Source organism: Streptomyces sp. NPDC000594 (assembly GCF_040299965.1).
Classification (GTDB): domain Bacteria; phylum Actinomycetota; class Actinomycetes; order Streptomycetales; family Streptomycetaceae; genus Streptomyces.
On sequence record NZ_JBEPCY010000010.1, the window covers coordinates 157,093 to 174,726 of the forward strand.

Sequence of the window (17,634 nt, forward strand, 5' to 3'; positions counted from 1 at the left end):
GGTCGGCGGGGCGGGTCTAGTCTTCATCCCGTTCCGCCGGGAAGGCTGGTTGCCCCCGGTCCGGTTGTCGGTTCGTCGAGGAAGCAGGAGGTGAGGACAGTGATGACGGTCACGGTCTCGGGCGCTGCCCGCACTCAGGAGTTCATCGTTCCCACCTCTGTGGTCTCCGGCTGACACCCACACACTTCCGCGCGCCGCCGTGCGCGCCCGCCGGGGCCACCCTTCGAAGGGTTTTCCCGTCTTGTCCAGCGATCCGCTGAACCTGTCTTCTTCTGCTGCCTCCGCTCAGGTCGAGGCTGCTCTCACCCCGTACGGCTGGGACGACGGCTGGGCCGACGCGTTCACCCCGTACGCCGCCCAGGGACTGATCCCCGGCCGGGTCGTCCGTGTCGACCGAGGGCTGTGCGATGTCCTCACCCCCGAGGGCATCGTGCGCGCCGACACCGCGTTCGTCGTGCCTCATGACCCGATGAAGGTCGTGTGCACCGGTGACTGGGTCGCCGTCGACCCGGCCGGCGGTGATCCCCGGTATGTCCGGACGTTGCTGCCGCGCCGGACCGCCTTCGTGCGGTCGACCTCGTCCAAGCGTTCCGAGGGCCAGGTCCTGGCCACTAACATCGACAACATCGTCATCTGTGTGTCGCTCGCGGTCGAACTCGACCTCGGGCGGATCGAGCGGTTCCTCGCCCTCGCGATGTCCAGCTCGAACGGTGATGCACTGCTGCATACGTCGGCACCCTCCTGGGAGAGCGGTGCCCACCCCCTGGTGGTGCTCACCAAGAGCGATCTGATTCCCGACCCGGTCGGGCTCTCCTATCTCGTCCAGGATGTGGAGACCGCCGCGCCGGGTGCCACCGTGATCGCCGTCAGCTCGGTCACCGGCGACGGCATGGACACCCTGCGCGCGGTGGTCGGCCAGGGGACGGCCGTGCTGCTCGGGGTCTCCGGCGCGGGCAAGTCGACCCTGGCCAATGCCCTCATGGGGCAGGAGGTGATGGAGGTCGGCGCGACCCGGGAGATCGACGGGAAGGGCCGGCACACCACCACGACCCGGAATCTGCTGCCGCTGCCCGGCGGGGGAGTCCTCATCGACACCCCCGGGCTGCGCGGGGTCGGCCTCTACGACGCCGGGGCCGGGGTCGGTCTGGCGTTCGCGGAGATCGAGGAGCTGGCCGCCGGGTGCCGGTTCCACGACTGTGCCCATGAGACCGAGCCGGGGTGTGCCGTCGTCGTCGCGGTCGAGGACGGGACCCTGCCGGTGCGCCGGCTGGAGAGCTACCGCAAGCTGCTCCGGGAGAACCAGTACATCGTCGCCAAGACCGATGCCCGGGTACGGTCCGAGCTGCGCAGGGAGTGGCGGCGCAAGGGCGCGGAGGGTCGTGCCGCCGGTGCCGTCAAGCGCGGTCTGCCGCTCTGATCCCCGTACCGGCGAGGACACCCCCTCGCACCGGGCGCACCGGGCCTCCCGCGGCCCCGCTCCGTGACCCCGGCGGCCCCGCCCGTGCTCCGGCACGGTGCGGGGCCCCGGGGGCGGGGCCTACAGCTCCAGACCCCAGCTGTGGATCTTCTTCGGGTGGATTCTGATCAGCTCCTCGCTGAAGTGCGGCCCCAGGGTGTGCGGACCCGTCAGCAGCTCCGCCACCCCCCGGATGTCCACGCCCCGCACCCGCCACGGCCGGACGCTCACGATGTCGTCCACCACCAGCGCCACCTTGGGATTGGCCCGCAGATTGCGCCACTTCTTGGTGGTGCCGAGCGCGTACCCGCCGATCAGGACGGTTCCGTCCGGCTGGGGGAAGAAACCGACCGGGTTCGCCTGGGGCTGACCCGATGGATCGACGGTGGCCAGCCGCCCCAGTCGCTGGGACGCGAGATAGGCGCGCTCGGCCTCGGTGAATTCGCTCATGCACGCAGCTTCACACCCACCCGGGCGTCCCGACCACAAATGGCCCAGTGGCACATGGGAAAGAGGTCGGAGCTCTGTCACAGTGCACCCATACCCGGGCGCCACGGGTGGCCCGGGGCCGACCCCGACCGTAGTCGATCGCGGAGGAGCACCCCCATGGCCCTGCCCGGACGATTAGTCGCCACCCTGGTGACGACGGTGAGTCTCACCCTCCTCGGTGCCGTGGGCACCACCCTGCCCGCCCACGCCGCCCCCCAGCGGACGGCCGAGGCCGAAACCGCCCCGCACCGCCCGCTGTGGACCGGGACCTGGGCCACCGCCCCCTCGCACGCCGTCCCCGCCCTCCCCGGCACCTCCATCCGCAATGTCGTCCACACCAGCGTCGGCGGCCACGCGGCCCGTATCCGCGTCACCAACCGGCTGGGCACCGCGCCGCTGCGGATCGGCGCGCTCACCGTCGCCCTCCAGACGCCCGGCGCGCCCAGAAGCCCCGCCGCCGTCCCCGGCTCGCTCAGACCCGCCACCTTCCGGGGCGCCGCCTCCGTCACCGTGCCCCCCGGCCGTGACCTGCTCTCCGACCCCGTGCGGCTGCGGGTCCCGGCCGCCGCCAATCTGCTGGTCACCCTCTACACACCCGAGGACTCCGGCCCCGCGACCCAGCACCGTTCCGCGCTCCAGACCAACTTCCTCGCCCGGGGCGCCGACCACACCGCCGACGAGACCGGCACCCCCTACACCCTCACCACCACCTCCTGGCACTACCTCGCCGGAGTCGATGTCGCCGGCTCCGGCGCCCGGGGCAGTGTGGTGGCCCTCGGCGACTCCATCACCGACGGCTCCGGCTCCACCAGCGGCGCCAACCGCCGCTGGCCCGACCGGCTCGCCGCCCGGCTGCACGCGCTGCCACCGCACCGCAGACTCGGGGTGCTCAACGCCGGGATCGCGGGCAACCGGCTCCTCCTCGACGGCACAGGCCCCAGCGTGCTCGCCCGCTTCGACGCCGATGTGCTCTCCCGTGCCGGTGTGCGCGCCGTGATCGTGATGATCGGCATCAATGACATCAAGGGCACCCCCGCCCAGACCGATCCGGCCGCCTTCACCGACGCCTACCGGAGCCTGGTCGCCCGCGCCCACGACCGGGGCGTCCGGGTCATCGGCGGCACCATCGCCCCCTACGCGGGCCACTCCGGCTACACCGAGGCCCGGGAGGCGGTGCGCCAGTCCGTGAACCGGTTCATCCGCGACGGTGAGGTCTTCGACGGGGTCGCCGACTTCGACGCCGCCGTCCGCGACCCCGGGCAGCCCAACCGCATCCTGCCCGCCTATGACCCGGGCGACCACCTGCACTTCAACGACGCCGGGCTCCAGGCCATGGCCGACGCCGTGGACCTCGCCGGGCTGGGAGTCCGCACCCCCCAGGGCGCCGGGCGCTGACCCGGGCCGGGGACGGGGCCAGGGCCGGTGCGGCGTGCCCGGGAGCCGGCCGGGTCCCGGGCGGCACCGCTCAGCCGGGCAGCCCCCAGGACGGCGCGGGCGCGTTCGGCTCCACCGGCCGGATCCGCAGCGGTGGACGGTCGCCCACCCGGGTGATCAGCGCCGTCCCGCCCCGGGCGAGCCGCAGCCGGACCGTCCCGTCGCCGATCTCCTCGTACCGGATCGGACGGCCCCGCCCGTCCCGGATCTCCAGCGGCCCCTCGATCCCGTGCCGCACCGCACAGGGCGCCCCCGCCTCGCTCCGCAGCCGGATCCAGCGGGTGCGCCCCCCTTCCCGTACCGCACTCAGCAGAAACGCCCCCTGGGTCCGGAAGTCGTGCACCACCAGATCCCGCCAGACGGCCGGCAGCGCCGGAAACACCCTGATCACCCCACCCCAGGACTGGCAGACCATGTCATGCAGCGACTGGGAGGCCGAGAGCGGCGTCTCGATCACCGGACCCGACTCCTTGTAGAGGGTGTTCGGCTGGATGAAACGCGTCATCAGCTGCTCCAGATAGCGCAGCGCGTCCTCGCCCTTCCCCAGCAGCGCCGAGATGGAGGCCGCCCCGGTGAAGGTGTAGCCCTGGAGCGCCCCCTCGAAGCCCACCCAGCGCTTCAGCGACCGCTCGATCAGCTCCCGCTCCTCGGCCGTGCGCCCGGTGACCTCGTACAGCGGATAGATCGCGAGCAGATGCGAGTAGTGCCGGTGCGACTTGGCGAAGGGGACCCCGGCGCCGATCATGAAGCCATGGGCGTCCACCGGATAGGGCGTCAGCCGGGCCAGCACCTCCCGCCAGCGGTCCGCCAGCGGGTCGGCCACCCCCAGGATCCCGGCGGATTCCAGGAGCGTACGGCAGCCCCAGCGCAGCAGCATCAGGTCGTAGTTGCAGTCCGGCGCGTCCACGCCGTACTCCGGTGAGAAGGTCTTCGGCAGATGGAGCCGCCCGTCCGGGCCGGGCGTCAGGAAGTGCAGATAGTAGGTGACCGCCCGGCGCAGCAGCGGGAAGAGGGTGTCCCGCAGGATCGATTCATCCATGGTGTGGCGGTACGAGAGCCACACATTGTGCAGCGCCCAGACGAGGTTGCCCACCTCGGGCGTGGGCGGGTTCCGGCCGGGGATGCCCACCCCGTACCCCTCGCCGGACGCGGTGGCGCCCCCGTTGACCAGCCGGGTGTCGGTGGTACGGGGGATGCCCGAGGAGTCCGCCCGGTAGGCGGGGGCCACCTCGGCGGTCAGCTGGTCGCGGAACTCGCTCAGCGCCCGGGTGACGGCGTCCAGCTCCAGATGGTTGGAGCCGTGGATCAGCCAGTACTCCAGCTGGACGTTGAGGTTCCACCAGGTGTTGGGCCAGGGCGTGGGCTCCAGCCAGGGCCCGCAGGTCGCCATGACCGGGGCGTCCCGCCGCGCCGCCGACGCCACCTTGTACAGCTGGATCCAGTGGAAGCGCTGGAGCCGGGCGTCCGGCAGCGAGAGAAAGCTCTTGCGGTAGTAGCGGTCCCACCAGACCCGGTGCGGGACGACCAGCACGTCGTACGGGACCGCCGAGGCACGCCGTACCGACCGCAGCGCCCGCTCGCGCGCCGTGGCCCGGGGGAAGGAGTGCGCCACCGCGACATGGAGGACGCGCCGGCCCGAGCGGGTGGTGCGCTCCCGCCAGGCGGTGACATGCTCGCCCCCGGCGAGCAGCGGCTGTACGGCGGCGGACAGTTCGCCGTGCCGTTCCACGGTGGCCGGGGGGTTGGCCCGGTACCCCTCGGGGAGCGGCCGGAAGGCGGCGCGCGGGCTGATCGCCTCGGCCGGGTGGAAGACCCAGCGGAAGGCGCGTTCGCCCGCGTCGGGGGCGATCTCCACGGTGAGCACCGACGCGGTGGTGTGGATGAAGGCGCGCAGCCGCAGGGTCCCGGCGGTGGTGGTGACGGTGCCGGTCAGCTCGGCGCCCTGGAGGCGCAGCCGCCAGTCCACGGCGGTGAGGGTGCCCACCGGCTCCAGGGTGAAGTGGCCGATGGGGAGCCGGGCCAGACCGAAGAGCGAGCCGAACTCGGGGCGGTGGTCCTGGACCTCGGAGTGCTGGACGTTGAAGCGGATCGCGTTCCGTCCGCCGGGCTCGGCGTAGATGCCGGAGCCCAATAGTCCGTTCCCGAGGAACGGGCCCTCGAACCAGGTCCTCGGTATCCGCCGCCACCGGGGATCGGCGTCGTCGAGGACGGTGCGCCAGCTGTCGTGGCCCGCGCTGATCCCGGTGTCCGCGCCGGGGGCGGGGGGTGCCGGGGCGGGCGCGGGGTGCGCCGGCGACACCGGACCGAGGGCGAGGGCGCCGCCCAGCGCCGTGGTGCTCGCGAGGACGGTCCGCCGCGAGGGGTCGTGACGCGAGGGTTCGGGACGCGCGGGGTCGTGCTCGGTGGCGGGCCCCTCCCCGCTCCCGTCCGTACGGTCGTCCGGTCCGGACGGGTCTGCTCCGGCTGCCATGGCGCCTCCCGGTGCTCCGCAGGGCGGAACTATCGATTCATCCGAGCTATCACCTGACGGAAGGTAGGGAGAGGGTCATCGTCCGTCAATACGCGACGAGAGATCCGAGGTATATCTGTGTATATGAATCCCGTTCAGCGGGGCGGGTGGAGTCGGCCCCGATGGCGGCAGGACGCGGGTAGGTGCCCGGCCGGCTGCTCGGCCAGGTGCTCAGCTCCGGACGACCGCGACGAGCCAGGCGCCCACCACCAGCAGCGAGCCCAGCAGCTCCACCAGGGCGCGGGTGCCCCCGCCGCGCATCACCTCGCGGGTGGCGGCCACGGCCTGACCGTGGCCGCCGAGCTGGTGCCGCTCGGTGAGATAGATCCCGCCGAGGAAGCCCGGCACCGCACCCACCACGGGCAGCAGCAGAAAACCGGCCACCGCGCCGCACCCGGCCCAGCGGGCGGTCCGCCGGGTCAGCCCGGTGCCGCGCGCCCGGCGGACGGGCAGCAGCCAGACCACCACCTGATCGATCAGGAGCAGGACGGTGGCGGCGACCAGCAGCACCCAGGCGGCCGTGGTCCGCTCATGCAGCGACCACCACAGCAGCGCCGCCCAGACCAGCCACCGGCCCGGGACCCCGGGGACCAGGGCGCCGGCCAGACCGAGCGCCATCACCAGGCCGATCAGCAGCAGCTGCGCCACGCCCATCTGCCCAGGGTGCCGGAGGGCGGGGGGTGCCGCAGTCGGACGCCACCCGTCCGGGTCGCGGGGCCGGGCCGTTCGTCGGCCGTTCGCCGGGCGCAGGGGGGTGCTACGAGATGATCTGCGGGGTTACGGGGCGGTCCGCCGGTGTCGCGGGGCGGGTGCGCGACGCCCGGGTGGGGCCCGCCGGTGTCACGGGGACGGCTCGCGGGCGACCCAGCCCTTGGCGTACGCGTGCCAGCCCAGTTGCAGCCGGGTCGTCACCCCCGCCAGCTCCATCAGCCCCTTCACCCGGCGCTGTACCGTCCGCAGCCCCAGATCCAGCCGCTTGGCGACCCGGGCGTCCGTCATCCCCGCGAGCAGCAGCGACAGGATCTCCAGATCCGTCGCGTCGGGCCCTGCGGGCAGCTCCTCGTACCCACCGCCACCGGTGGGGCCGGTTCCCGGTCCGCCGGGCGCGAGCCGCAGCGGCAGCGCCTCCCGCCAGACCGTCTCGAAGAGACCCAGCAGCGCGTCCAGCAGACCGCAGCCGTGGACGACCAGTGCGGCGGGTTCGCTGTTCCGCCCGGTCAGCGGGACCATCGCGAGCCTGCGGTCGGCCACGACCAGGGAGCCGGGCACCCGGTCGACCACCCGGAGCCGGACACCCTGCCCGGACCCGGCGGCGGACGGCGGGCCCGCCAGGGTCTCGCGCTCGACGACCACCCGGTGGACCACCCCGGGGCCGACCCGCGCGGCCTCGGCCGATGGGAGCTCCGTGAGCAGCGCGCAGACCTCGTGCACCGCGCCCAGCCGCAGCTGGGCCAGCCGGTTGGCGACCGCGCCCGCGCCGGTCACCACCTCCACCAGATCGTGCACGGCGGGCTCGGGCGCCTCGGCCCGGTACTCCTGCGCCAGCGACGCCGCCGCCAGCTCGGCCCGCTCCAGCTGCCGGCGCTGCTGGGTGAGGAGGGCGCCCAGCGCCACCCCGGGCGGCGCGGCGACCCACCGGTCCTTCCAGGCGGAGGAACGGGAGGCGAGGCCCTGCTGTTCCAGCCGCCGCAGGGCCCGTTCCGTGTCGGTCTCCGGCAGGGCCAGGCGATGCGCCAGATCGGCGACCTCCGCCGCGCCGAGCGCGACGAGCGCGCGATACGCGGACTCCTGACCCGCGTCGAGACCAATCGCTCCCAGCACTTCGGACCCTCCCCTTCATACCTGCCACATCATCCCCCGGACCGGCCGGTGCTCCTCGCCCGGGGGACGGCGGCGCGGGCCGCTCCCCGGGGTCCGGCGGACCATCGTCCACCCGATGACTCTTTCGGGTAACGATGGATCGGGCCGGGGGGATTCGCCGTCCCCCTCCGGTGTGCGCCGGAGCGGGAGATGCCGATGGGGCGCACGCCGGTGAAACTCTCTCAGAGGCCTGATCCCGCCGGGTCCCTGGGCGATTCCGGGGGGTTTCGGCGGCCGGGGGAGCGATGGCCTTCCGCATGATGATCGCACCGCTCGGGCGGTGGTCGTGTCCGGTGCGATCTGTTTCCCGGTGGGGGAGCGGTGGACAATACGCGCATGAGTCAGCAGGGCGAAGACGACTGGTGGAACCGGCTGTACGAGGACCCCGCGCCCGCCAGGGGCCGGGCCGCGCCGGTGGACGGCACCCTGGACCACCATTTCGACTCGGCCGTCCATGTGCTGTCCCCGCCGCCGCCGGAGCCCGCGCCGCCACCGGCCCCCTTATCCACGGCCGTTCCGGCGGCCTGGGCGCTCCCCCTCCTCGACGCGGAACGCTTCCCGCCCACGGTCCCCCCGGCCCGCGCGCCGGAGACGGCACCCCGCCGGCCCTCTGCGGGGGGTGTCCCGGACGCCGTGTCCCCGACCCCGTCCCCGGTGGCCGAGGGCCCGTGGGATGCCGCCGACAGATCGGAACTGTCCTCGCGTACGGCGCCGGGCGCGGATGACCGGCTTTCGGTGACGACCGGCGGCACGGGCCGGCCGGGTACGGTCGCCGACCCTGCGGAAGCCGCGCGTCGCACGAGCGGGACGGAGCCCCGGACGGCCGCCGGATCGCGGGCGAGTGACGTACCGGGGACCGATGCCGGCCCGCCCGCGACCCGTGGCCCGGCCGAGCACCCGGGTGCGCCGTACGGCGCGATGAACCCGACGGGCGCCCGGCGCGACTCCCCCTCGAACACGGACACGGACACGGACACGGACACGGCTGCCCGGCCCGCGCGGGAAGGTGTTCCGGCCGGCGGCCCGGGAGACAGGGAAGCCACGCGGGGCGGTACGGGTGGGGACCAGGGGAAGAGGGAATCGTCCCGGTCCTCGGCGGACGGAGGGGTGTCCGGTGGCGATGCCCGGCTGGCGGCGGGCGGTGACCCGGCCGACCCGGCCCCGTCGGATACGGACGCCTGGCCTGGGCCGGAGGGTGTTCCGGCGGAGGGCCCTCGCGCTGTGGAATCCGCGCGGGGTACGGGTGAGGGGTCATCCCGGGTGACCCCGTCCCCGGAGGCGGGTGTCCCGGGCGGGAGCGGTGACCCGGGTGCTCCGGTCTCGTCGGGTACGGTCGCCCGCCCCGCGCAGGGCGGTACGGGTGGGGGCCAGGGGACGAAGGATTCGTCCCGGTCGTCGGCGGACGTGGGGGTGTCCGGTCCCGATGCCCGGCTGACGGTGGGCGGTGGCACGCCGGGTGCGGCGGGTACGGACGCCCGCCCCGTGCCGGAGGGCCTCGGGGGCGGGGAAGCCGCGCGGGGTACGGGTGAAGGGTCGGGGGCGGGTGTCCCCGACAGGTGTCGTGGGTCGGACCGGCCCGTGCGGGAGGGTGGACCGGCCGAGGGGCCCGGGGGCAAGGGCGGCGGGAGGCCCGGGGACCCGAGCGGAGCGGAGTCCGTGCCGGTCATGGCGTTGGCGCGGGCGCCGTGGGAGCCGCCGGAGGGACGGGCGGTGGCCCGGGTGCCGGAGCGTCCCGCCGTGCCGTTCGGCCCCGTACGGACCTGGCCCGCGCGGGGCCCGGCGGGCGCGGGGCACCTGGGTGACCGGCCGCCGACGTACGAGGCGGAGCCCAGCGTGCTGCCCGCCGCCACCCCAGAGAACCTCACCCGGCTCACCCCCGACACCGTGCTCGACGGCGCCCGGTGCGGATCGTCCGTGCTCCGGGCCGTCTCGATGCGCGGGGACTCCGCCCGCTACCGGGGGGAGCCCCGGCGCGAGGCCCTGCTGACCGCCCGCTTCGGCACGGGCCCCGGCGCCCTGGTGCTGGTCGCCGTCGGCAGTGGCGCCCGGGGCGCCGACGGGGCCCATCTGGCCGCCGCCGACCTCTGCCGCTGGATCGGCGGCGCCGTGGCCCGCAGCCACGCCCGGCTCGCCGAGGACATCGCCCACGGCCGCCGGAGCGACCTCAGGGGCGGGCTGCACCGGCTCACGGACCGGTGCTTCGGCCGGCTGCGGGCGAACGCGAACGCGAACGCCGACGAGCCGGGCCCGGCGCCCGGGGACCACCCGGCGGGGCTGCGCTGTCTGCTGATCCCCGCCGACCCGGACTGCCGCACCCGGGTGTTCTTCGGCGCGGGCCCCGGAGGGCTCCTCCGGCTCCGGGACGGCGCCTGGCACGACCTGGAGCCCACGCCCGCCGAGGGCCCCGAAGGGCCGCCGCCCGGCGAGCCGTTCCGGTTCCGCGCCCTGGCCGCCCGGCCCGGTGACACCCTGCTCCTCTGCGGCCCCGGGTTCGCCGACCCGCTGCGCGGGGAACCCGCCCTCGCCGCCGAGCTGGCCGCCCGCTGGGCCGCCCCCGCCGGACCCCCCGGCCTCGTCCGCTTCCTCGCCGACGCGGGAGTGCGGGTGAAGGGGTACGCGGACGACCGGACCGCCGTCGCCCTCTGGGAGACCTGACCGGGCGGCCCTGACCGGGCGGGCCTGACCCGGCCGTACCGCCCGTACCGCCCCGACCGCCGCGCCCGGGAGGCGGAAGCGTGCCGCCCATGGGTTGATGGGAGCTGCGGCCCGCCCTCCCGCAGAAAGGTTTCTCCGCCATGGCCAAGCAGAATGTCGCGGAGCAGTTCGTGGACCTGCTCGTCCGCGCCGGTGTCCAGCGGCTCTACGGGGTGGTCGGCGACAGCCTCAACCCCGTCGTGGACGCCATCCGCCGGCACTCCGCCATCGACTGGATCCAGGTCCGCCACGAGGAGACCGCCGCCTTCGCCGCCGGGGCCGAGGCCCAGATCACCGGCCGTCTCGCGGCCTGCGCCGGCTCCTGCGGCCCGGGGAACCTCCATCTGATCAACGGGCTGTACGACGCCCATCGCTCCATGGCCCCGGTGCTCGCCCTCGCCTCCCACATCCCCTCCAGCGAGATCGGCCTCGGCTACTTCCAGGAGACCCACCCCGATCAGCTCTTCCGGGAGTGCTCCCACTACAGCGAGCTGATCTCCAACCCCCGCCAGATGCCCCGGCTGCTCCGGACCGCCATCCAGAACGCCATCGGCCTCGGCGGGGTGAGCGTGGTGACGCTCCCCGGTGACATCGCCTCCCAGCCCGCCCCGGAGAAGACCGCCGAGCACGCCCTGGTCACCACCCGGCCCTCGGTCCGCCCCGGCGACGAGGAGATCGACCGCTTCGTCCGGCTGATCGACTCCGCCCGCCGGGTCACCCTCTTCTGCGGCAGCGGCACGGCCGGGGCCCATGCCGAGGTGATGGCCTTCGCCGAACGGCTCAAGGCCCCGGTCGGCCATGCCCTGCGCGGCAAGGAATGGATCCAGTACGACAATCCATACGATGTCGGAATGAGCGGCCTTCTCGGCTATGGCGCCGCCTATGAGGCCACCCATGAATGCGATCTGCTGATCCTGCTGGGCACCGACTTTCCGTACAACGCCTTTCTGCCCGACGATGTGAAAATCGTTCAGGTGGACATCCGGCCGGAACACCTCGGCCGCCGTTCCCGGCTGGATCTGGCGATCTGGGGCGATGTCCGGGAGACCCTGCGCTGTGTCACCCCCCGGGTGCGGCCCCGCAGCGACCGGAAGTTCCTCGACCGGATGCTGAGGAAACACGCCGACGCCCTGGAGGGCGTGATCAAGGCGTACACCCGCAAAGTGGAGAAGCACATCCCGCTGCATCCCGAGTACGTCGCGTCGGTCCTCGACGAACTCGCCGACGACGATGCCGTCTTCACCATTGACACCGGAATGTGCAATGTGTGGGCCGCGCGCTATCTCACCCCCAACGGCCGCCGCCGGATCATCGGTTCCTTCAGCCACGGCTCGATGGCCAACGCCCTGCCGCAGGCCATCGGGGCCCAGTTCACCGACCGCCGGCGCCAGGTGATCTCGATGTCCGGCGACGGCGGATTCACCATGATGATGGGGGACTTCCTCACCCTGGCCCAGTACGATCTCCCGGTGAAGGTGGTGCTCTTCAACAACTCCGCGCTCAGCATGGTCGAGCTGGAGATGCTGGTCGCCGGGCTCCCCTCGTACGGCACCACCAACGTCAACCCGGACTTCGCCGCGGTGGCGCGGGCCGCCGGGGTGCACGCGGTACGGGTGGAGAAGCCCAAGCAGCTCGCCGGAGCGCTGAAGGACGCCTTCCGGCACCGCGGACCCGCCCTGGTCGATGTGGTCACCGACCCCAACGCGCTCTCCATCCCCCCGAAGATCAGCGCCGAGATGGTGACCGGCTTCGCCCTCTCCGCCAGCAAGATCGTGCTGGATGGCGGGGTCGGCCGTATGGTGCAGATGGCCCGCTCCAATCTGCGCAATGTGCCCAGACTCTGAGACGGCGGCAGCCGCCGGGGATGAGCGACCCCTCCGACAAAGGGTGTAGACGCGGTCGGTACGGGAGACCAAAGCGTCCGCTTTCGCCGACGGGCGCCCGGGTGATAGGTATGCGTCCCGCGCCCCGGGGCAATGCTCTCCGTGGAAGCTTTCGATACGCAACGTCAAGCCGGGCCGCGTGTCCGGCGTTCGGGTGGGGATGATGACTGGGCGTCAGGGAGGGGCCGGCAGTGGAGGCCACGGGGGCCACCATGGCGGACACGGCGGAGTCGCGGGGCACGGCGCGACACATCCGGGACAGCGGGCGCAGCGGATGTGTCCGGACGGGACGGCGGAGTACGGCCCGGCACGGGCTCCTGTGCGGACGGGCGGCCCGGGGGCCGGGAGGCACCGCTTCCACCGCCGTCTGGGGCGGGCGGATCTCCACGCGGTCCCCGAGATACGGCGGGAGCTGAGGGAGCTGCTGGGGCAGTGGGGCGGCGGTGACCGTACCGATGTGGCGCAGCTCCTCGCGAGCGAGCTGGTGACCAACGCCCTCGTCCACACCGAGGAGGGAGCGGTGGTCACCGCCACCGTGGCCTCCTCCACCCTCCGGGTCGAGGTAAGGGACTTCATCACCGGGCTGCCGGTGCCGGAGCCGCCCGGCAGACGGCGCCACGATCCGCTGGACACCCATGGCCGGGGGCTCTTCCTGGTGCAGAGTCTCGCCGACGCCTGGGGGATCAGGACCCAGGGCATGGGCAAGGTGGTCTGGTTCGAGATCCACCGGACCGACCGGCCTCTCCCGGAGTACGGCGAAAGGCCGGTCCGCTGACTCGGACCGGCCTTTCATCTGTTCAGGGTGTGCAGGGTGTTGCGGGGTGTGCGGGGTCGGGGGCGCGGGGTCGGAGCAGGGCCGGTCTCAGCCGAACTGCTTCTCCAGGTCCTTCAGTTTGCGCTCCAGCGAGTCCAGGCGCGGCAGCGTCTGGGTGTCGTCCTCGGCGGTGAGGTCGACCGTGATCGGCTCACTTCCGGGGAAGGCCGATCCGGCGAACGGGAGAGAGCTTCGGGGCGGAAGAGGCGTGCGCTCGGTTTCTATGGCAGGCTCCACTGCGGGTGCGGAGCCCTCGGGCAGCGCCTGCGCCGGTACTCCCGACGGGCCCCCTCCCGATCCGCCCACCGCGGTGGCTCCCGCCGGTGCCAGGACCGGCAGATTGGGGTCGCGCAGCACCCGGCCCCGGCCCCAGGCGCGGTGCTGGCGGTTGAGGGCCTTGATCCGGGCCCGGTCCAGCTTCGCCTGCTCGCGGGAGCGCACCTGCGCCTCCTTCTTCGCCTGCCGGTCCTCACGGACCTCCTCGACCGCCTCGTCCAGGGTGCGGACACCCTCCAGCAGCATCAGCGACCAGGCGTTGAAGGTCTCACGGGGGGCGCGCAGCCAGCGGACCACACGGATCTGCGGCAGCGGGCGGGGCACCAGGCCCTGCTCGCGCAGGGCGGCCCGGCGGGTCTGCTTCAGCGCCCGGTCGAAGAGGACGGCCGCCGAGAGCGACATGCCCGCGAAGAAGTGCGGGGCGCCCGCGTGGTCCACACCGCGCGGCGCGTGCACCCAGTTGAACCAGGCCGCCGCACCCGCGAAGGTCCACACCAGCAGACGCGAACCGAGCGCCGCGTCACCGTGGCTGGCCTCCCGCACGGCGAGGACCGAGCAGAACATGGCCGCCCCGTCCAGACCGAACGGCACCAGATACTCCCAGCCCCCGGTGAGGCCGAGATTCTGGCGCCCGAAGCCGACCAGGCCGTGGAAGGAGAGTGCGGCGGCGACCGCCGCACAGCAGAACAGCAGGACATAGGAGGCCGTGGCGTACATGGCTTCCTTGCGCCTGCGCCGTTCCTCGTTGCGTTCCCAGGAGTCCTCCGGCTGGGCCGAAGCGGCGGCGGCCTTCTTGCCCCGCGTGAGCACCACGACCGCCACCAGGATTCCCACAACCATGACGCCGCCGGCCAGCAGCCAACTCAGCGATATGTCTCTCATCTTGGTGTCCCTTGCGTCTGCACCGCGTAAGGCGTTTCGGCCGCCATACTGACCGAAGTCCGGCCGCTCCCAGGGGGTTTTGTGGCAAGAGAACGCCAATGGGGCCATGCGGCATACGGTCAGGCGGATTTCACTCGGACTGCCGTGTGGGCAGTGGGAGTTGCGTACGATTTATATCACCCGGACGCGGGGCGTGACATCCGGAGCGGGGCACCGGTCCCGACCTGGTACCGACCGCCGTGGAGAATGCTCCGCCGGATGCCGTGGCGGCCGCTGACTCGGCCGCTGACTCAGGCGCTGGGAAGCAGCCGGGCCACGCGGTCGGCGTCAGGCGTACGCGGACAGGTGATACAGGTGTCGTCGGGCCGCAGTGTATAGAAAAGACAGCAAGTGGCGCGGGACCGGGTGGGAAGACATTCCCCCTGAGGCCCCGTCAACTCCCGGAAGCCCGGCGTACCCACAAAGGGTGCGAGCGATCCCGGGAGCAGCTGCTCCAGCTCGGCGATGGCCCGCCGCTCCTCGCCGAGGAGATTGCCGATGTACCACAGGCCCTCGATGAAGTCGTCCGTGGCCATGCCCCACAGCGCACGCCTGCCGCGCCGCATCCGGGTGGCGAAACCGTCCAGCAGCGGACCGATATGGGCGGCGACGGCCGCGCGCACCTCGGCGCGCAACTCCTCCTCGCTGTCGACCACCCGGGCGCCGGGCAGCGCCGCCGCCGGGTCGTCGGGGAGACAGGAGAAGCCGGTCACCCGGACCGCCATCCGGCCCAGCTCGCGCTGGAAGGCGACATCCTCCACCGGGAAGCGGGGCACCCGCCGGCTCAGGAACCAGGGGAGGGTGATCAGCAGCGTGGCGGGCCAGGCGTACCGGTGCAGTCCGAAGCCGGTGACCACATCGGGGCGGGCCGACCCGCCGTAGTCGCGGAGCACCTGGGCGCGGTCCCAGTCGAGGAAGGTGTCGAGCGCGGGCCCCGCGGCGGCGAGTTCGTCCGCGCCCACCCAGCCGTCGCCCCGGGGCGCGGGCTCGCCGGAGCCCAGGACCCGTACGGCCAGGTTCGGGAAAACCTCGGTCAGACGGGCGTAGGCGGGCCCGACGGGGCACGTCACCACGGGCAGCAGCGCGGGAAGGGTCATGCCGGACCACCGAATCGCGATCGTTAGCAGGTTAGCCTAACCTTATCCGATCGGGCCGGGGTTTGGCCGCGTCACAGCGGCGCCCGGTGTTCGACCTCGGTTTCCGTCCGCCTATCGTGCAGTCAGGCCCCCGGGTACGCCAGCGGGGCCCGGCATCCGGCCCGAGGAGGACCCGAGTGGAGCAGGCCCGAACACGCGCGGCACCGCCGCCGTCCGCGCCATGCCCTCCGCCGGTCCCCGGGGCCGTCCCCGCGCAGCCCCCCTCCGTACCGCAGGTGCCCCCGCAGGCCCGGGGCGGACATCCGCACGCCCCGGCCGCCCCCGCCCCCGTCCGGGTGCGCCGGCACTCCGTCCGGGGACAGATCCTCGGGGCGCTGCGTGCCGCCCTGGTCGACGGTGAACTGGTGCCGGGCGAGGTCTACTCCGCCCCCGCCCTCGGTGAGCGCTTCGGGGTCTCGGCGACCCCCGTCCGCGAGGCCATGCAGCGACTCGCCGCCGAGGGCGCCGTCGAGGTCGTCCCCAACCGGGGCTTCCGGATCGCCGCCCGGAGCCCCCGGGAGCGCGCCGAACTCGCCGAGGTGCGCGCCCTGGTCGAGATCCCCGTCGTCCTGCGGCTCGCCCGCACCCTGCCCGCCGACCGCTGGGAGGGGCTGCGCCCCCTCGCGGAGGCGACCGTACGGGCGGCGGCCGAGGGCGACCACACCCGCTACGCCGACGCGGACCGCGCCTTCCACCGCGCGCTGCTCGCCCCGGCGCGCAACGGGCAACTGCTGGCCGTCGCGGAGGGGCTGCACCGCCAGGCCCAGTGGCCGCTCCCGGCCGCCCCCGCGCTGGCGGCGGACGCGGCCCAGCACGCCGCCCTGGTGGACGCCCTGCTCGCGGGCGACCCGGCCAGCGTCGCGATGCTCCTGGACACCCACTTCGCCCCGCCCCCGCCCTGACCCCCGGGCGGGCCCCGGTGGAGGAGAGCCGTGCGGCTGTACGGCCTTTCTGCGTACGGGCGGGCAGCGCCCTCGCCCCGGGCCGTCCGGGATGACCCCAGGGGACGGAGCCGCCGTGTGGACGGGCCGTTCGGCGTACGGCTCGCCCCGGGGCGGCGGGGTCACTCCGGCGGGGGCGGTGACGGCAGGGTGAGGAGCGGGGCGAGCCAGACGGGGACCCCGCCCAGGAGCCGGAAGAGGCGGGCGGCCTCGGCCCGCAGATGGCCCGCCTCGGGCTCGGGCTCACAGTCGGCGAGGCCGGTGAGCACCGAGGGGACGCCGATCAGATGGCCCTGTTCCAGCCGGATCCGCAGCGCCTCCGAGAAGCTCTCCCGGGCCTCCGCCAGCTCGCCCTCCAGCAGGGAGAGCCGGGCCTGATGGCACCGGGTGTCGGCGAGCAGCAGGGTGTCGCCCCGCGCCTCGGCCCCCAGCTGCGCCCGGCGGAACGCGGCGCGGGCCGCCTGTGGTGCCTCCCCGATGTGCTCGGCGACCAGGCCCCGGCGGAAGTCCAGCAGGGGTCTGCGGGGTGAGTCCGGGGCGAGCAGTGCCGCCGCCCGGCCCAGCGCGGAGCGGGCCTCGTCGGCCCGGTCGCGGACCCCGAGCCGGGTGGCCGCGTATGCCAGCCGCCCCCGTTCGCACGCCGCCGCGCCGCGCTCCTCGTCGTCGCCGGCCAGCGCCTCCGCGGTGCGCAGGGCGTCCTCCGCCTCCGCCCAGCCCTCCCCGGTGAACAGGGCCCGCTCGGTGAGGAGCGAGGCCCGTTCCAGGGCGGTCGCCGGGTCCTCCGTACCGGAGGGGAGCAGGGCCGCCGCGTCGGTCCAGCAGCCGCGTGAACGCAGCCGCCGTACCGCGTTCCGGAGGGGATCATCAGCTGCTGTGGTTCCGGATCCAGACATGGCGGTATGCGCCACTACGCCCTCCCCGAGCACGCCCTTGGGCTGTTGAAGTAGAGGGCATCTCAGCATGGAAGGGGGCACCGGGCCAAGGGGTTTGGTGAATTGCTTCACAAACTCCAGTCGCTGGGTGACGCCCTGTCAGAGAGTGTGCGGGGGCCTTGTCCGCGCTGGATGACCTTGGTCGCCGGGCGCGGCCGGGGGCCCGTGCGGGGCCGGGGGACCCATCATTTTCCGTCAACTCGCGCGGGACGACTCAATCCCTTGGAGTGACGGTGTTCCGGCGGTTCCGGAGGACGCCGGGCGGCCCGGGGCGGGGCCGCCCGCACTC

General features: G+C 73.8%; 13 protein-coding genes. 6 read left to right on the forward strand and 7 right to left on the reverse strand.

Going from position 1 to position 17,634, the window contains the following annotated elements; genetic code table 11:
• The first annotated feature begins 241 nt into the window (after positions 1-241).
• On the forward strand, positions 242-1,417 hold the full coding sequence (gene rsgA, locus ABT354_RS17155) for a ribosome small subunit-dependent GTPase A (RefSeq protein ID WP_502983434.1): 1,176 nt from the start codon (positions 242-244) through the stop codon (positions 1,415-1,417).
• Positions 1,418-1,537: 120 nt separating this feature from the next.
• On the opposite strand, the gene ABT354_RS17160 is transcribed toward rsgA, so the two are convergent.
• Positions 1,538-1,906 (reverse strand): PPOX class F420-dependent oxidoreductase, encoded by a 369-nt coding sequence (locus tag ABT354_RS17160; protein ID WP_351494394.1) that lies wholly within the window; start codon positions 1,904-1,906, stop codon positions 1,538-1,540.
• Positions 1,907-2,062: 156 nt separating this feature from the next.
• Between ABT354_RS17160 and ABT354_RS17165 the strand changes: the two genes are divergently transcribed.
• On the forward strand, positions 2,063-3,340 hold the full coding sequence (locus ABT354_RS17165; protein ID WP_351494396.1) for an SGNH/GDSL hydrolase family protein: 1,278 nt from the start codon (positions 2,063-2,065) through the stop codon (positions 3,338-3,340).
• Positions 3,341-3,410: 70 nt separating this feature from the next.
• On the opposite strand, the gene ABT354_RS17170 is transcribed toward ABT354_RS17165, so the two are convergent.
• The 3 genes from ABT354_RS17170 to ABT354_RS17180 form a co-directional block, all read right to left on the reverse strand.
• Positions 3,411-5,849, reverse strand: coding sequence for a glycosyl hydrolase family 95 catalytic domain-containing protein (locus ABT354_RS17170; RefSeq protein ID WP_351494398.1), 2,439 nt, complete (start codon positions 5,847-5,849; stop codon positions 3,411-3,413).
• Positions 5,850-6,059: 210 nt separating this feature from the next.
• On the reverse strand, positions 6,060-6,542 hold the full coding sequence (locus ABT354_RS17175) for a DUF456 domain-containing protein (protein WP_351494400.1): 483 nt from the start codon (positions 6,540-6,542) through the stop codon (positions 6,060-6,062).
• Positions 6,543-6,728: 186 nt separating this feature from the next.
• Complete coding sequence (locus ABT354_RS17180; protein WP_351494402.1) at positions 6,729-7,709, reverse strand: helix-turn-helix domain-containing protein; 981 nt, start codon at positions 7,707-7,709, stop codon at positions 6,729-6,731.
• A 1,704-nt stretch (positions 7,710-9,413) separates the two neighbouring features.
• Here ABT354_RS17180 and ABT354_RS17185 point away from each other — a divergent pair.
• The 3 genes from ABT354_RS17185 (at position 9,414) to ABT354_RS17195 (ending at position 13,100) form a co-directional block, all read left to right on the forward strand.
• Positions 9,414-10,403, forward strand: a complete 990-nt coding sequence (locus ABT354_RS17185) for a protein phosphatase 2C domain-containing protein (RefSeq protein WP_351494404.1) — start codon at positions 9,414-9,416, stop codon at positions 10,401-10,403.
• 140 nt (positions 10,404-10,543) lie between these two features.
• A complete protein-coding gene (locus ABT354_RS17190) occupies positions 10,544-12,286 on the forward strand; it encodes a pyruvate dehydrogenase (protein WP_351494406.1) in 1,743 nt (580 codons plus the stop codon).
• Positions 12,287-12,644: 358 nt separating this feature from the next.
• Complete coding sequence (locus ABT354_RS17195) at positions 12,645-13,100, forward strand: ATP-binding protein (RefSeq protein ID WP_351494408.1); 456 nt, start codon at positions 12,645-12,647, stop codon at positions 13,098-13,100.
• An 87-nt stretch (positions 13,101-13,187) separates the two neighbouring features.
• Here ABT354_RS17195 and ABT354_RS17200 read toward each other — a convergent pair whose 3' ends face one another.
• Entirely contained in the window at positions 13,188-14,297 is a 1,110-nt protein-coding gene (locus ABT354_RS17200) for a DUF2637 domain-containing protein (protein WP_351494410.1), read from the reverse strand.
• A gap of 290 nt (positions 14,298-14,587) precedes the next feature.
• Positions 14,588-15,433 (reverse strand): (2Fe-2S)-binding protein, encoded by an 846-nt coding sequence (locus ABT354_RS17205; protein ID WP_351494412.1) that lies wholly within the window; start codon positions 15,431-15,433, stop codon positions 14,588-14,590.
• Positions 15,434-15,609: 176 nt separating this feature from the next.
• Between ABT354_RS17205 and ABT354_RS17210 the strand changes: the two genes are divergently transcribed.
• Entirely contained in the window at positions 15,610-16,374 is a 765-nt protein-coding gene (locus ABT354_RS17210; RefSeq protein WP_502983435.1) for a GntR family transcriptional regulator, read from the forward strand.
• A gap of 161 nt (positions 16,375-16,535) precedes the next feature.
• Here the strand turns inward: ABT354_RS17210 and ABT354_RS17215 are convergent, their stop codons facing one another.
• On the reverse strand, positions 16,536-17,306 hold the full coding sequence (locus ABT354_RS17215; RefSeq protein WP_351494416.1) for a hypothetical protein: 771 nt from the start codon (positions 17,304-17,306) through the stop codon (positions 16,536-16,538).
• Positions 17,307-17,634: the final 328 nt, after the last annotated feature.

Bases quoted from the DNA above. Each gene is read 5' to 3' on its own strand.
- ABT354_RS17215 (WP_351494416.1), bottom strand. From the start codon at position 17,306: ATGTCTGGATCCGGAACCACAGCAGCTGATGATCCCCTCCGGAACGCG.
- ABT354_RS17175 (WP_351494400.1), bottom strand. From the start codon at position 6,542: ATGGGCGTGGCGCAGCTGCTGCTGATCGGCCTGGTGATGGCGCTCGGT.
- ABT354_RS17190 (WP_351494406.1), top strand. From the start codon at position 10,544: ATGGCCAAGCAGAATGTCGCGGAGCAGTTCGTGGACCTGCTCGTCCGC.
- ABT354_RS17165 (WP_351494396.1), top strand. From the start codon at position 2,063: ATGGCCCTGCCCGGACGATTAGTCGCCACCCTGGTGACGACGGTGAGT.
- ABT354_RS17205 (WP_351494412.1), bottom strand. From the start codon at position 15,433: ATGACCCTTCCCGCGCTGCTGCCCGTGGTGACGTGCCCCGTCGGGCCC.
- ABT354_RS17200 (WP_351494410.1), bottom strand. From the start codon at position 14,297: ATGAGAGACATATCGCTGAGTTGGCTGCTGGCCGGCGGCGTCATGGTT.
- ABT354_RS17185 (WP_351494404.1), top strand. From the start codon at position 9,414: ATGGCGTTGGCGCGGGCGCCGTGGGAGCCGCCGGAGGGACGGGCGGTG.
- ABT354_RS17160 (WP_351494394.1), bottom strand. From the start codon at position 1,906: ATGAGCGAATTCACCGAGGCCGAGCGCGCCTATCTCGCGTCCCAGCGA.
- ABT354_RS17170 (WP_351494398.1), bottom strand. From the start codon at position 5,849: ATGGCAGCCGGAGCAGACCCGTCCGGACCGGACGACCGTACGGACGGG.